This window comes from Winogradskyella endarachnes, from assembly GCF_009741275.1.
Taxonomy (GTDB): domain Bacteria; phylum Bacteroidota; class Bacteroidia; order Flavobacteriales; family Flavobacteriaceae; genus Winogradskyella; species Winogradskyella endarachnes.
In genome coordinates this window covers 569,243-583,210 of sequence record NZ_WOWS01000002.1, presented here as the reverse complement: position 1 = coordinate 583,210, position 13,968 = coordinate 569,243, and the positions used below count along the sequence as shown (strand labels likewise).

Below are 13,968 nucleotides of genomic sequence, written 5' to 3'. Positions count from 1 at the left end.
CTGATTAAATATTTTAGTCTGTTTTTACTAATTAATTTGAAACACTTAATGAGCCGCTAATACCATGTAAACAGCCGAGAATTTTATTACTTCCTGCAGAACCTGCATGATAATGATAACCTCTAACCTCATCATAATGACCGTTGCAGTCATCTAAATCGTTATCTGAATGCCCATTACTATCTGTATGTGCATATATCCCAAAACCGTCTAAGGCATAACCAATCATTGGTGCATGTACATCTTTTTGTACCACTTCTTTAGTAGAACCAGTTACCGCATGGTAATGATATCCTGAATGTGGATTTACGTGTCCGCCTGCATCATCTAAAGGTGCTAATGTATGTGCTGCGAGAATAGCGTGTGTAGGTGCTGAGGCATCAAAATTAACACCATTGAAAGCAATACCAATTCCGTTGCCGCCTAATGGATTTGAGTTTTCTAAATACATAGGTTTTACAGGAATGACATAAGTAGACACTTTCTCTTTATAATAATCTGGCATACATTGTACACAATAATTATGATATTTTTCATCTACATCTGGTCTTGCAGCTGCTTCACATTCATCTTTACTATCAGTTACTTTAATAGAACCATCTTCTCTAAATAGTGCCCATTCTTCATCGTTATAAAAATCTTTAAGATTAGCAATAAAATGACCATCTACATCATACACTTTTTCATCTTTAAACCACAAACCACCTTTATCTTTACCATCATTAATATGTGTAGGACACCATGGTCCCATATTATGTTCTTGTGGTTGAGAAGCCGTTGTTATAATATAGCAAAGTGCTTTGGTACCTTCTGCAAGTGTACGTTCTTCCGCAGTGATATCTTTTAATAAGCTCTCTTTTATAAATAATGAAGGGTCTACATTTACAGTTACCTCTAAATCCTTTTGAATATTATTGGAGTTATCCGTTTGTCTTGGTTCTCTTCTTTCTGGCTTAGGTGCATTTTCTAATTCGTTTTTAGTTAGAAAACCATCATTATCTGAGTCAATCTTAGAAAAATCATTAGACAATGGTCCATGAACTTCAGATTTTGAAAGTTTACCGTCTTTATTGGCGTCCATTTCAGATATTAATTCAGAAACATTTGGTCGCCCGTCTTGAGAGCGATTATTTGGGATGTCATTCTCTGTTTTAACAGCTTGCTTACAACTTATTAACAGGGCAGCAATTATTAATGAAAAGAACGTTAACTTAGAAAAAAATGAGTATTTCATTGCATTTGATTTGTTGTAGTTCTATAATTTACAAAAAACTTATAAACTCCTCTTTAATTCTTCTGTTTTCTTTTCTTGTTATCATCTTCTTTAAGAGTATAAAACGATTTAAGTTCATCCTTATCTAGTTGCCCATTTTTATTCTCATCTATTATAGAAAAACTTTCCATTAAATCGCGTTTATCCTTTGCCGCAACTTCTAATTCATTTAAAAAACCATCTTCATTTTGATCGACTTCCTTTAACAACTTTTTTACAGAAACTTTTTTTGGTTTTGTACTATCTAATGCCAATTCTAACTCTTCTAAATCTATAAATCCATCTTCATTGGCATCTATAATATCGAAATCTTCAGCGATTTTTCCTCTTTCATCTTTAGACGCTTCATCTTTATCAATTAGATTATCATTATTGGTATCTAATAATTTTAAAATTTCTGAAGCATCTGGCTTATCACCATTTGGAGGTCCACCTTGTCTACCTCCTCTTCCTCCTTGTCCTCCAGGAGGTCCTTGCGCAAAAGCAGTGATACTAATTAATAGAACTAAAATTGTAGATATTACTTTGTTTGATTTGACTTTCATAACTGTGTTTTAAATATTTAATTTCCTCCAGGACCTCCTGTATTAGGCTCTCCTGTTGGTCCTAAATCGCCTCCTATTTGTGTTACCGTACTATTAATAGAAAATGAATCGCCTGTATCTGTGCCTCCACTATAAGTCCCAGATGTATATAATCCGTTAACTTCTGTTCCGCTACTTACACTACCTCCTGTATATATTCTGTAAGTTTCTCCGGTTTCTAGTTTTGCGTTTGAATAAATAATAGTATTAACACTATAAGGTACAAGATAAGTAAGTGCTTCTGTGCCATCTTCTGACTGAATATTTAATAATTGATTGGCATTAACGCCATCAAAAATCACAGAATTTTGAGTGCTTTCACTCACTGTTGGAAAAGACGTATTTAATGCTAAACCTAAAATGGTTCCACCTGTAACTTTAAATAAACTATCATCACAGTCAAAACTACCATCTGGTTCATCAACTCTTACAGCTATTGCAATGGTTGTTCCGCCTGTAACTATTATTTCTGAATTACTATCAATAGCATCATTCAACGTACTGTATACATAATTATTTCCACCATTTATATATAAATTTCCACCTGTATTAAGGCCATCATCATATGCGCTTATATTAATTGTACCATCGTTAATAGTAAGTATACCTTTTGCTTCAATACCTTCTCCTTCGGATGTATTTATAATAAAATCACCACCATTTATAGTAACATTAGGTAAAATAGAATCATCTGGTTCTTCTTCATCGTCTATATCGTAAGATGCTACAATACCGTCATCAACGGTATTAATATTAAATGAACCATCATTTATAATAATATATCCTTCTTCACAATCCATTCCATCACTATTTGCAGATAAAATAAGCGTACCTCCATCTACAATAATATAATCATTGGTATGTATGGCATCTGAGGCTGCATCACTTACTGTTATTGTTCCGCTCACAACTCTAACATAGTCATCACTTGTAATACCGTGTTTATAGTTACCGGTAACCACCAATTCTCCTGTACCACTAAACACTAATTGGCCTTCGCTAAAAAAAGTAGCTTTAGCATCTTCGTCATCTGGAATATTACTATACGTATAAGCATCTGCTAAATTGGTAGTACCTTCTAATATTACGAAACTGGTTTTTGACGATTGAATATTTATAGCAGGACCGTCTGCATTTGTAATATTTAAATCGCTTAAAGTTAGCTTAAACTTTTTGTCGCTATAAATTTTTAACATGCCGTCAGTTGTTGTACCTGATATCTCATAAGCTACTTTTGAAATAGAGGAATCTACTGTAACATCTGCACCATCTTGTGTAATAACCACATCATCTGGAACTGGATTTGTAATTGTTGCTGATGTATTTGAGAATACAATTTGTATAGTATAATCAAAGGTTGCATTTTCTACTAGGTCATCTTCGTCGTAACCTGTGTTATCCGTGTCTCCTTCTGCTGTGCTTGAAGTATTAGTATCTGTTATAGTGATATCATCTGAAATAGATAATGCAGAGTCTGAGTCACCATCATCATCGCTACATGCGCTGAACGTTAGTATTGAAACACTAAAAATAAGTGCCGCAAATAACAATTTAAGGTTAATTTTTATTGTTTTCATATTATAAGGTCTTAATGATTAAGTTATATATTTTTAGATGCTGTGCGTATTTTTAACTTGCGTATAATGGTGTTAAAAAAAGCATAAAAAAAACGCTCTGCAGTGATCAATTAACCCATATAAGTTCTATTAAATGTTTACTATAACAAAAGTCCAAGAACTATATTGACCTTGGACTTTTTGAGATAGTTAGATTATTTAATACTAACCATCTATATCAACTAGTTATTAAATTCTTGCAATTTTTAAAAATCCCTTACTAATCTTACATAATTGTATATTCTAACACCATCACCTTGTGGCCCATGTCCTTCTTCGTAAACACTTGGATCACCAGTTTTAGGGTCACTTCGTTGAGATCCTGCTCCATGAACATCTACCCAACCATCCATATTTCCTGTTGCTCTACCAAAACAAACGTAAACTCCCCAAGCACCATCGTTTTCATCTACCCAAGTTTGGTGCGTGGTTCCACTCCAATACCAAGGATAATCATCTTGACCAGTTTCACTAATAATTTGAGTTGCATTAAACAATGCATCTATTGCTGGTGAATTTGTTGATTGTGGTGATCTTGTATAATCTACTATACTCTGTAGTTCTTTAGCGTTTGGTAACCTCCAATCGTTATAACCTGCATATTCTGAACTTTCTGCGTAACTTAAAGCGTCTTTCCAAATCACGCCTTCTCCATTATCGTTTTTCATCCACATTAAACCGGTTGCATTATCTGTAATAGTACCATCATTATTATCGGTAAAATCGTTTTCACCGTAAGTGGAATTCCCTCTAACCAATAAATAATTAAATGCTTTATCTTCTCCCAATAATGAGGTTCCATACCCTTTAATTCGTCCATCGGCAAAATTGACTCCAAAAACCATTTCTTCAAAAGTGCTTCCTACATACAAATTAGTAGTTGCACATTGCACATCAATTAAACGTTCTCCTGCATCTAAATCTCCATAGGCATAATTGAAAAAGTTTGTATTAATGAAAGGTGTTAATCCATCGGTTGATGTTCCCTCATAACCACTAATATCTTTTCCATTAAACATGATTAAAGAATATAGTTCTTTAATAGTTGGAACTCGCCAATCTGAATGTTCTGCGTAAGTAAATCCATTTTCAACTAACGCTAATATTTCATCGTATGCTAATTTATCGTCGTAATCAACACTTCCATCTTCGTTGTGATCAAATGAATTTTGCCACATTAAACCTGTAACATTATCTGTCAATGTGCCATCTCCATTATCTGTATAGTTTGGTTGATTACCCATATATTGAGCATCTTGTCCGTAATAATCACTACCTAATAATGGTTCTATTATAGTAGAAATCTCATCAAAAAATAATGATTGATTTGTATCTACTATTGGATAACCTGTAACATCAGGTAAGTTATCTATTGATTCTTCGGTTGAAGTATTATGATCCGAACTGCACGCGCTAAAAACTAATATTAATAATAAACTAAATCCTTTAAATATTATACTTTTAATAGTTATCATAATCTCTTAATTTACATCTCTTACTAATCGTACATAGTTTTCTATTCTTATTAAATCATCAGCATTATCAGATTCTAGAAGATAATCTTCAGGATCTCCAGTTTTAGGATCAGAACGTTGTGCTCCTGCACCATGCCAATCGTAATATTCTGTTGCAGAACTATTCTCTCTACTATAGGCATACCCAAAAGCAATGTAACATGCTGTATATTTAAAATCACCTTGTGTAGTACTTGTCCAAAACCAACTGTCGCTATCTGTACAGGTAAAATACGTTTCGTCTATAGCCGGAATTGTAGTTTTTTCATAATCCACAATACTTTGCAGTTCTTTTGTATTTGGTAAACGCCAATCTGAATAACCAGCCAATTGACTATTTTTAGCATAAGCTAAAGCATCTGTCCAATTGTATGCATTACCATCATCAACTTGTTGCCACATTAATCCTGTAGCGTTGTCAGTAACTGTTTCGTCGCCATTATCCGTAAAGTCATTTATTCCATATACATTTTCTTGTCCACGAACGGCTCTAATAAAACTTCCTGGATCGTTAACTCCAAATGAACCATCAAAATACAATCCTGTTTCGTATGATTTTATATGTCCATCAGCAAAGTTAAAACCAAAAGCACCTTCAATTCCCTCCGTTTGAAGACCACCTTTTACATATTTGGTACTCGACCAATAGGCTCCTGCATAAGGTATATTGGCATCGTATTCAAAATCGAAATACTCATCGTAAAGATAAGGTTGAGAATTGCTTGTATTTGTAGCATCTAATTCACCATTAGAATTCAATAATGAATATAACTCTTTGATTGTAGGTAATCTCCAATCTGTATATCCACCAATTTCTAATTCATCTACATAATCAAAAGCATCATAGTAATTATAACGACTATAATCTGGTGTTTGCTGCCACATTAACCCTGTATTATTGTCCGTCACAGTGCCATCTCCATTATCTGTAAACGAGGATGAAATCCCTGTAAATTGTGCATCTTGTCCGTAGAAATCATCAGATTCGCTAGGTGCAGAAATTTCATTTCCATCTGCGTAGTAGAAAACATCTTGACCAGTATCTGTTAAGGTGAAACTTATGGTATTACCTGATGTAGATTCATCAGAATCTGATGATATATTGTCATCATCATCACTGCATGCATTGAAGGTTACTGTTGAAGCACTAAAAATTAATACTATGACTAATGCGTTAAATTTTCTATTCCAAATATTCATGTTAAACGATTTTTTTCAATCCAACCAACTTGTAAAATATTAAAATGCAATAATTAACCTGGTTCTTGAGTTTATAATTTAGTTATGTAGTTTTAGATGACTTTTAGATAAAAAACTTGTTGCTTCAACTGCTAAAAAATCACAATAATGGGTTTGCTTATTTTATGTTCAAAAACCATTTTTTTAGATTTATAAGTGTACTTACATAAGTAGATTTAAAAGCAAAAACTGACATCATTAATTCTCTAATTCTTTATGTAAATTATAAGCTATTGTTTGGGTTTTTTCTCTTAAACTTATAGCATTTTTCAATTGTATTTGCGTTTGTAATAAGCGGTCCACTAAACTATTTTGAAATTCTCTACTCTTTAGTAAACTTATGTAATTTGAATGACCAGAAAATGAATGAATTTTATTACTCTTTAACTCTTTATTACTGATTAAATCCATTAAAGAAACGTGTTTTTCTATAACAGGCTGTAGTCGGTTTAAAATAATATTTTCAATTTTTGATTCTTGACTTTCAAAACTATCTAAATCATTAGGATATGATGCTATTAGGTCTTTTAAAACATCACTTTCTATAAATTCAAATTTATTGGTAGAATTAACAGATGTAATTGCACCATTTAGTAATTGTGTAGATTTATAGTCTACATTAATTATATTTAATTTTTCTTGTAAATTTAAAACGGTTTGCTCTTCAAAAATAATATCCATTATATTCTCTATAGTTTCAGTATTTTTATTGTATTGAGCAATAGCTGAATCTAACAGTATTAAATTAGAGTTTAATTCTTCATTTAAAGATTGATAAATTTTTAATTCAACAATTCTATTCTTTCTTAGTTCATTTAGGTTATTAATTTTCCATGCTATTAGTACACCAATTACAATAAGTAATATTTCACCAAACGCATAACCAAGGTAATTTTTAATTTTACCAGAAAACAGCATTTTTTTTCTTATTTGTTTTAAAATTCGCATCCTATATTTTTGGAAATTGTAATACATTATAAAAAAAGCCTCGCAATTTCTCACGAAGCCTTTTCAACCAATCAATCAATCTAATAACTAAATTTAATTCTTCTATTTCTTAGTCTGTTATGGTACACGTATAATCTGAACCACTTTCTAAAGTACCTTCTGCGGTAAGATCGTAATAAGCTAAACCAGGAAAATCAGGGGCATATTTATCGCATCTAAATACAAAGTTTCTATTAGGTGTACTGTACTGGTCTACTGCACCTGTTTCATCAACTGGGTTAATATATTTCCATACGATATCACCTTCATAGTTTACTTCAAAAAATGTACCTGTTGTACCCTCACAAATTATTGTATTTCCGTTTGGCAAACGGCGTGCTCCAGAAATGTTTGCTCCATAAAAATCTGTTCTCTCCTCTGCCTCATATGTCCAAGTAAAATAATCTGGCCCAAAAATTCCGCTTTCATTTAATTCGTAAGAGCCATCAGCACCTACCTGAGTATCAATAACATCTATTGTAGAATAATCAACGTTTTCATGGTAACCTGTTTGGTTATTAAAAACCATAATCTGATCACCATCTGTATAATCACTAGGTATCCAATTAGCATCATGTTGTACAAATAGCATTTGGTCATCATCGTCTCCCATATCGTATACTTGTGGATTTCCCCATCTATAAAGAATATCACCACCTACACCATGATTTCCTCCTTGGTGTGACGCTGCTTCTGCTGTTGTTGTAGAGTGATCAATAATCCAAAACTCATTAAAGTTTCTGCTACTAATAACAATTTGATCGAGGGTTTCATTATAATCTATACTATTATTATGTAGCCAATCTAAGGCATAATCTGAATCTTCATACGTATAATTAAAATCTAACAGTTGAGGATTATCTGCAACAACGCCATAGTTACTTGCTGTAGGATTCTCATCTTGTACTAAATGATCCATTGCATCCCATTCCCAAACAATAGTATCTGTAGTAGGATTAATCTCTAATATCTTCTCTGTCCAAAGTTCTGTGGCATTTGAACGACCTGCCGCTTCAACAACATCTGCAGTAAGTTTTTCCCACACCATTACCATTACATTACCAGAACTTTCAATGTACTCTACATCATGGTGCATAAATTCTGTACTACTATTTACTTCGTAATACCATAAGACTTCACCTTCTGGAGAAATTAACTCTACTCGTCCTGTTTGTCCTCCTGCTTGTTCAAATTCACTATTAACAGCATCTAAAGTACCTGTATGTAATAAATTACCGTTTTCTAGCAAATAAACAGATTGCGGTGTATATTCAGAAGGCCATGTTTGTACTACTTCCCCACAATTGTCAATTAAATATGTTGTTGTACTTCTAATTGGCGAAAATAATGTATAACCATTATAAGCGTCTGCTGTATTTAATATTAAACCTACTGTATAATCATCGTTTACTGTGGACCCATCCACTAAATCATCAGAGATATCATCATCTGAAGTAAATATATCATCATCGTCATTACAAGCATTGAATAAAAAAAGACTTAATATTACTGCAAGTAAAAATGGTGTTTTATGCTTTAGGTTGATTACCATATCTTTAATTTTAAAAGTTTTACTTCTTTTTAATTTATTTTAGTTACCTCTTCCTTTTCTTTCTGGTTTTGGTGCATTTTTAAATTCTTCTTCAGAAATAAAACCATCCTCATCAGTATCTATTTTTGCAAAATCATCTTTTAGAGGTCCTTTTAATTCATCTTTTGCTAATTTACCGTCTTCATTAGCATCCATCTCTTTTAGTAATTCTGCAAAGGTTGGTGGTCCTTTTCGTTCTTGTCTATCGTTAGATTGTGCAATTACATTTGATGACATAAATAATGCTACTCCAAATACTAATACTACTGCTTTTAATCTGTTACTTTTCATCTTATTAAGTTTTAATGTTATATCTCTTTAGATGCCTATATAAAATTAAACTTGTGATGTGTTTTGTTAAATAAAACACAAAAAAAAGACCTTCTGCAATCAGAAGGTCTTTTGTTTTCATTAATTTTCTCTTGGTGGTGGTCTGCGCCCTTCCTCCATTCTAGAAGGTGGCACATGTCCATCTTCTCCTCTAGGAGGTGGTCTATTTCCATCATCGCCTTGTCTTAAAGCATCCATTAAAATACTTTTAAACTTTTCTTTCTGCTCACCTTTTGCAATGTCTTGTATCTTCCTAAAATGATAAAATATCTCTTTTTCTTTTGCAGTTTCTTTCTCACAAATTAATAAAGAAATAGAATCTATTGCTTTTTCGTTAACTGTTTCAGCAGAAATACCTCCAAATAACTCATCCTTTAATTGCCGTACGTCATCAGACAATCTCATCATTTTATGGTGATGTGCTTCACTTATCAATTCAAACTTTTCAATTTGTTCTGAATTAAAACCAAGTTCTTTCACAATAAACTCCTTATCTTTTTGCGTCTTCTCTGGTCTATCACTTCCTCTTTTCATATAATTAAACAGAAAAAATCCATTTACTATGATAAGAAATACAAGTAATATGTATAGAAATATATTTTTTTTCATAATTAATTAAATAATGAAGATTCTGTACTTGTAGATAATCCATACGACTCTGCAAAACTACTTACGTTTTCATCATAAGTAGCAGATTTTGTATTGCTAAACGCTAACACATTTAACACAATAACACAAATTAAAGTAGCTAATTGTAACTTTGGAGTAAACCAAGTGCGAGTTACTTCTTGAATATCTGCTGATGCTGCACGAATTTGATGCATCACATTTTCTTTAAAAAAAGGAGACACGTTAACTACGTCTATTAATTCTGCCGAATCAAGTATGTCCTTTACTTTTTTATTCATTTCAACATTAGTTTTCATATATATAACTTTAGATGCATAAGCTTAAAAAAACTTGTGCTAATATTCTTTTTTGTAATAATTTTCTAAAACACTTTGTAAATTCTTTTTTGCTCTAAACATCACAGATTCAACAGAAGACAAACTTCGATTAGTTATATCTGCCACTTCTTGATAACTTTTACCATCTATTTTATGCAATGTAAATACCACACTTTGGCTTTCTGGCAAGCTATTTATTGCTTTAAACAGGGTAGCACTCAGCTCCTTATTTTCTAATAGAATACCAGGATGATTCATCTCTGTAAAATAGTCTGTTTTATCCATTGGGATTGCATTACCAGTTATAGACTGTAAAAAAGCAAACCGTTTTTTAGTATTCCTTTTTCTTATAAATTCTAAGCATTTATTAGTGGTAATTCTATATATCCATGTAGATAGTTTAGAATCACCTTTAAACTTATGTATAGATTTAAATACCTCTACAAATACATCTTGCGCAATATCTTCAGCATCTTCTTTGTTTGGCACAAAGGAAATACATGTACTAAATACTTTTTGCTGAAAATCGTCCAAAAGCTTACTATAAGCTTGTGTGCTTTTCAGTTTTAATTCTTCTATAAATTGCTTGTCCGTCAAAAAAAATGATTGTCCTTAATTATATGTAGATGCTATTCCGCACAAAAACTTGCGCTATTCTCTAAAATATTTTTTAAAAATAACACTTTTCAATAAAGTCTAATACTTTTAAACTTTTAACTTACCTTTGTACGTTCTTTTTTGCTGACTAATGATAGTGAAGAATTGAGAACAAAAACTGAACACTAGTTATGAGATTACATAGAAATTTATGCTTTGCAGTAATTGATGGATTACACCTTATTTTTAATGAAGGTGAATACGCAGATAAAGTAATTCAGCAATTGCTAAAGCGAGATAAACGTTGGGGAAGCAGAGATAGAGGTTTTGTTGCAGAAACTGTATACACTATTGTACGCTACCAAAGGCTTTATGCAGAAATTGCTAATGTAAAAGCACCATATCATAGAGACGATTTATGGCGAATTTTTGCTGTTTGGGCAACGTTAAAAGGAATAAAACTACCAGACTGGAAATACTTTACAGATACACCTACTAGAAAAATTAAAGGACGTTTTGACGAATTATCTAAAGTTAGAAAATTTAGAGAGTCTATACCAGATTGGATTGACGAGTTAGGTATAAAAGAATTAGGCGAAGCCGAGTGGAGCAAAGAAATTGCTATGCAAAATGAGCAAGCAGATGTCATTCTTAGAGTAAACACCCTTAAAACAAACAAAAAAGACCTACAATTAAAATTACAATCTGAAGATATACAGACTGAATTTCTACCAAAGCATCCGTCTGCTTTAAAACTCGTAGAACGTGCCAATGTATTTAGAACAGAAGCCTTTAAAAACGGTTGGTTTGAAGTACAAGATGCATCATCTCAATTAGTAGCAGATTATTTAGACGTAAAACCTGGCATGAAAGTAGTTGATGTTTGTGCAGGTGCAGGAGGTAAAACATTGCACTTAGCATCTTTAATGGAAAACAAAGGTCAGTTAATTGCTATGGATATTTACGAAAGTAAATTGAAAAAACTTAAAATTAGAGCTCGGAGAAATGGCGTTCATAACATTGAAATGAAAGTTATTGACTCTACAAAGCCTATTAAAAAATTACATGGTAAAGCAGACCGTTTATTAATTGATGCACCTTGTTCTGGCTTAGGTGTTTTAAGACGTAATCCTGATGCTAAATGGAAACTAGAACCAGAATTTATTGAAAATATAAAAAAGACCCAACAAGAAGTTTTAGAGCAATACTCTAAAATGGTGAAACCTGGAGGAAAAATGGTATATGCTACATGTTCTGTTTTACCATCAGAAAATCAGAAACAAGTTGATAAATTCTTAACCTCCGAAGCAGGAAAAGACTTTACTTTTGTAAAAGATAAAAAAGTACTTGCTTATAAATCTGGGTTCGATGGATTTTACATGGCACTTTTAGAGAAAAAATAATCCAAGTTATTAGTTAATATTATATCTATTTATGAAACACCTTTACCTATTTTTTTTACTTATAACAACGTTAGGCTTTGCTCAAATACCATCTAACTATTACGATAGTGCAAATGGATTAACAGAGTATGCCTTAAAAACAGAACTTAAAAATATTATTTCTAACGGTCATATCGATCAAGGCTATGGTAGTTTGTATACAGGCTATGTTACAACTCATACTGACACGGAATACGAAAACGATGGTTCTATATTATTATATTACACAGAAAACCCAAACGGTACTGACCCTTATGGCTATAACCACGGTTCTAATAATTGTGGAAATTATAGTGCAGAAGGCGATTGTTATAATAGAGAGCATTTAGTACCACAATCTGCTTTTAGTAGTGCAAATCCTATGAGAACAGATATTCATCATGTTATTCCTAGTGATGGTTATGCTAACGGACAACGCGGCAGTTACCCTTTTGGTACTGTAAGTTCTGCAAGTTGGACCTCGCAAAACGGATCTAAAAGAGGACCAAGTAATGTCTCTGGATATTCTGGTACTGTATTTGAACCTATTGATGAGTTTAAAGGTGACATTGCAAGAGCTGTACTTTATTTTGCAGTGCGTTATGAAGATACTATGGATAATTATGGTGCTTTTGATATGTTTAATGGTACAGAAAACCAAGCTTTAGAAGATTGGGCAATTACTATGCTATTAGATTGGCATTATAATATAGATCCTGTTGATCAACAAGAAATTGACAGAAACAATGCAGCATACAATTACCAAGGAAATGCTAATCCATTTGTAGACCATCCTGAATATGCAAATCTAATATGGAATCCAACTACAGATACAGAAGCACCAACAGATCCAATTAATTTAGTCGCATCAAATCCTTCAGATAATACCATAGATTTAAACTGGACGGCTTCTACCGATAATATTGCTGTAGATTCTTATGATGTTTATATGAATGGTATGTATTCTTTCAATGTGGTTTCTAACACGGCAATAGTGACAGGTTTATTACCAGATACTAATTATTGTTTTACAGTTAAGGCTAAAGATGCTGTTGGCAATGAATCAGGTTTTAGTAATCAATCTTGTGAAACAACAACCAATAATGGCTCTGCTGGTGGAACAGATTGTTTAACTGAAACATTTGAAAACCTAGGAACCTCTTCTGGTTCTTATTCTAACGTAACTTGGACAGGTGACGATGGTGGTACATGGAATGCCACAGACGCCAGAACAGACCAAACCTTAAATACCAGAGCAATCACTATAAGAAATGGTACGCTGACACTACCAACTACATCTGGAGGAATTGGATCATTAACTGTAACAACTCAACGTGTTTTCAGTGGAGGTAGCGGAACTTTTAATCTTAATGTAAATGGTACATTAGTTGGTACTATTGCTTATGGAGACACACAACAAACCATTACAATTCCTAATATTAACGTAGAAAACAATGTTTCAATAGTCATTGATGGCAATAGTGAAACTAGTAATAGAGTTATGTTTGATGATTTGTCGTACACATGCTATTCTTCATTAAGCCTAGGTGAATTTAATATAGAAACTATTGAACTTTATCCAAATCCAGTTAACCACAATCTAACTGTAGAATTAAAATCTAATATTGATACTACAATTGAAATTTTTAATATGCTAGGAAAGCAAATTGTTAAAAACATAATTAATAAAACAAGTACTTTAAATCTTGAAGCGTTAAATACTGGTATATACATTGTAAAAATCACCCAAGGTAATTCTACTATTACAAAGAAGTTAGTAAAAGAATAAACAATACCTTATAATATAGAAAAGCAGCTTTAAAAGCTGCTTTTTTTTGTTTAAAACTTGTTGAATACTTAAATATTTCA

General features: G+C 32.4%; 13 protein-coding genes. 2 read left to right on the top strand and 11 right to left on the bottom strand.

Annotated features, from left to right (window positions below):
* Positions 1–31: 31 nt before the first annotated feature.
* The 11 genes from GN138_RS16155 to GN138_RS07165 all read right to left on the bottom strand — a co-directional run bounded on the left by GN138_RS16155 (position 32) and on the right by GN138_RS07165 (position 10,678).
* Positions 32–1,234, bottom strand: coding sequence for a YHYH protein (locus GN138_RS16155; RefSeq protein WP_157363121.1), 1,203 nt, complete (start codon positions 1,232–1,234; stop codon positions 32–34).
* A gap of 53 nt (positions 1,235–1,287) precedes the next feature.
* Positions 1,288–1,818 (bottom strand): EF-hand domain-containing protein, encoded by a 531-nt coding sequence (locus GN138_RS07210; protein WP_157363120.1) that lies wholly within the window; start codon positions 1,816–1,818, stop codon positions 1,288–1,290.
* Between the two features lie 17 nt (positions 1,819–1,835).
* Positions 1,836–3,434: a carbohydrate-binding domain-containing protein gene (locus GN138_RS07205; RefSeq protein ID WP_157363119.1), complete on the bottom strand. Its 1,599-nt coding sequence runs from the start codon at positions 3,432–3,434 to the stop codon at positions 1,836–1,838.
* Between the two features lie 245 nt (positions 3,435–3,679).
* Entirely contained in the window at positions 3,680–4,948 is a 1,269-nt protein-coding gene (locus tag GN138_RS07200; protein WP_157363118.1) for an Lcl C-terminal domain-containing protein, read from the bottom strand.
* Positions 4,949–4,954: 6 nt separating this feature from the next.
* The gene (locus tag GN138_RS07195; protein ID WP_157363117.1) at positions 4,955–6,187 is read right to left on the bottom strand and encodes an Lcl C-terminal domain-containing protein; all 1,233 of its coding nucleotides are present in this window, start codon (positions 6,185–6,187) and stop codon (positions 4,955–4,957) included.
* Positions 6,188–6,424: 237 nt separating this feature from the next.
* Entirely contained in the window at positions 6,425–7,174 is a 750-nt protein-coding gene (locus GN138_RS07190; protein WP_157363116.1) for a hypothetical protein, read from the bottom strand.
* Between the two features lie 109 nt (positions 7,175–7,283).
* Complete coding sequence (locus tag GN138_RS07185) at positions 7,284–8,765, bottom strand: aryl-sulfate sulfotransferase (protein ID WP_157363115.1); 1,482 nt, start codon at positions 8,763–8,765, stop codon at positions 7,284–7,286.
* Between the two features lie 39 nt (positions 8,766–8,804).
* The gene (locus GN138_RS07180) at positions 8,805–9,095 is read right to left on the bottom strand and encodes an EF-hand domain-containing protein (protein WP_157363114.1); all 291 of its coding nucleotides are present in this window, start codon (positions 9,093–9,095) and stop codon (positions 8,805–8,807) included.
* 120 nt (positions 9,096–9,215) lie between these two features.
* Positions 9,216–9,668 carry a hypothetical protein gene (locus GN138_RS07175; protein WP_157363113.1) on the bottom strand — a complete coding sequence of 151 codons (453 nt, stop codon included), beginning with the start codon at positions 9,666–9,668 and terminating at the stop codon, positions 9,216–9,218.
* Between the two features lie 77 nt (positions 9,669–9,745).
* The gene (locus tag GN138_RS07170; protein ID WP_157363112.1) at positions 9,746–10,060 is read right to left on the bottom strand and encodes a hypothetical protein; all 315 of its coding nucleotides are present in this window, start codon (positions 10,058–10,060) and stop codon (positions 9,746–9,748) included.
* Positions 10,061–10,099: 39 nt separating this feature from the next.
* Positions 10,100–10,678: an RNA polymerase sigma factor gene (locus GN138_RS07165; protein WP_157363111.1), complete on the bottom strand. Its 579-nt coding sequence runs from the start codon at positions 10,676–10,678 to the stop codon at positions 10,100–10,102.
* A gap of 191 nt (positions 10,679–10,869) precedes the next feature.
* On the opposite strand from GN138_RS07165, the gene GN138_RS07160 reads away from it, so the two are divergent.
* Together GN138_RS07160 and GN138_RS07155 are read left to right on the top strand one after the other, a co-directional pair.
* Positions 10,870–12,081 (top strand): RsmB/NOP family class I SAM-dependent RNA methyltransferase, encoded by a 1,212-nt coding sequence (locus tag GN138_RS07160; RefSeq protein WP_157363110.1) that lies wholly within the window; start codon positions 10,870–10,872, stop codon positions 12,079–12,081.
* Between the two features lie 31 nt (positions 12,082–12,112).
* Positions 12,113–13,888, top strand: coding sequence for an endonuclease (locus GN138_RS07155; RefSeq protein ID WP_157363109.1), 1,776 nt, complete (start codon positions 12,113–12,115; stop codon positions 13,886–13,888).
* Positions 13,889–13,968: the final 80 nt, after the last annotated feature.

Coding starts and splice junctions, on each gene's coding strand:
- GN138_RS07180 (WP_157363114.1), bottom strand. CDS start 9,095: ATGAAAAGTAACAGATTAAAAGCAGTAGTATTAGTATTTGGAGTAGCA.
- GN138_RS07185 (WP_157363115.1), bottom strand. CDS start 8,765: ATGGTAATCAACCTAAAGCATAAAACACCATTTTTACTTGCAGTAATA.
- GN138_RS07160 (WP_157363110.1), top strand. CDS start 10,870: ATGAGATTACATAGAAATTTATGCTTTGCAGTAATTGATGGATTACAC.
- GN138_RS07205 (WP_157363119.1), bottom strand. CDS start 3,434: ATGAAAACAATAAAAATTAACCTTAAATTGTTATTTGCGGCACTTATT.
- GN138_RS07170 (WP_157363112.1), bottom strand. CDS start 10,060: ATGAAAACTAATGTTGAAATGAATAAAAAAGTAAAGGACATACTTGAT.
- GN138_RS16155 (WP_157363121.1), bottom strand. CDS start 1,234: ATGAAATACTCATTTTTTTCTAAGTTAACGTTCTTTTCATTAATAATT.
- GN138_RS07200 (WP_157363118.1), bottom strand. CDS start 4,948: ATGATAACTATTAAAAGTATAATATTTAAAGGATTTAGTTTATTATTA.
- GN138_RS07155 (WP_157363109.1), top strand. CDS start 12,113: ATGAAACACCTTTACCTATTTTTTTTACTTATAACAACGTTAGGCTTT.
- GN138_RS07210 (WP_157363120.1), bottom strand. CDS start 1,818: ATGAAAGTCAAATCAAACAAAGTAATATCTACAATTTTAGTTCTATTA.
- GN138_RS07190 (WP_157363116.1), bottom strand. CDS start 7,174: ATGCGAATTTTAAAACAAATAAGAAAAAAAATGCTGTTTTCTGGTAAA.
- GN138_RS07175 (WP_157363113.1), bottom strand. CDS start 9,668: ATGAAAAGAGGAAGTGATAGACCAGAGAAGACGCAAAAAGATAAGGAG.
- GN138_RS07195 (WP_157363117.1), bottom strand. CDS start 6,187: ATGAATATTTGGAATAGAAAATTTAACGCATTAGTCATAGTATTAATT.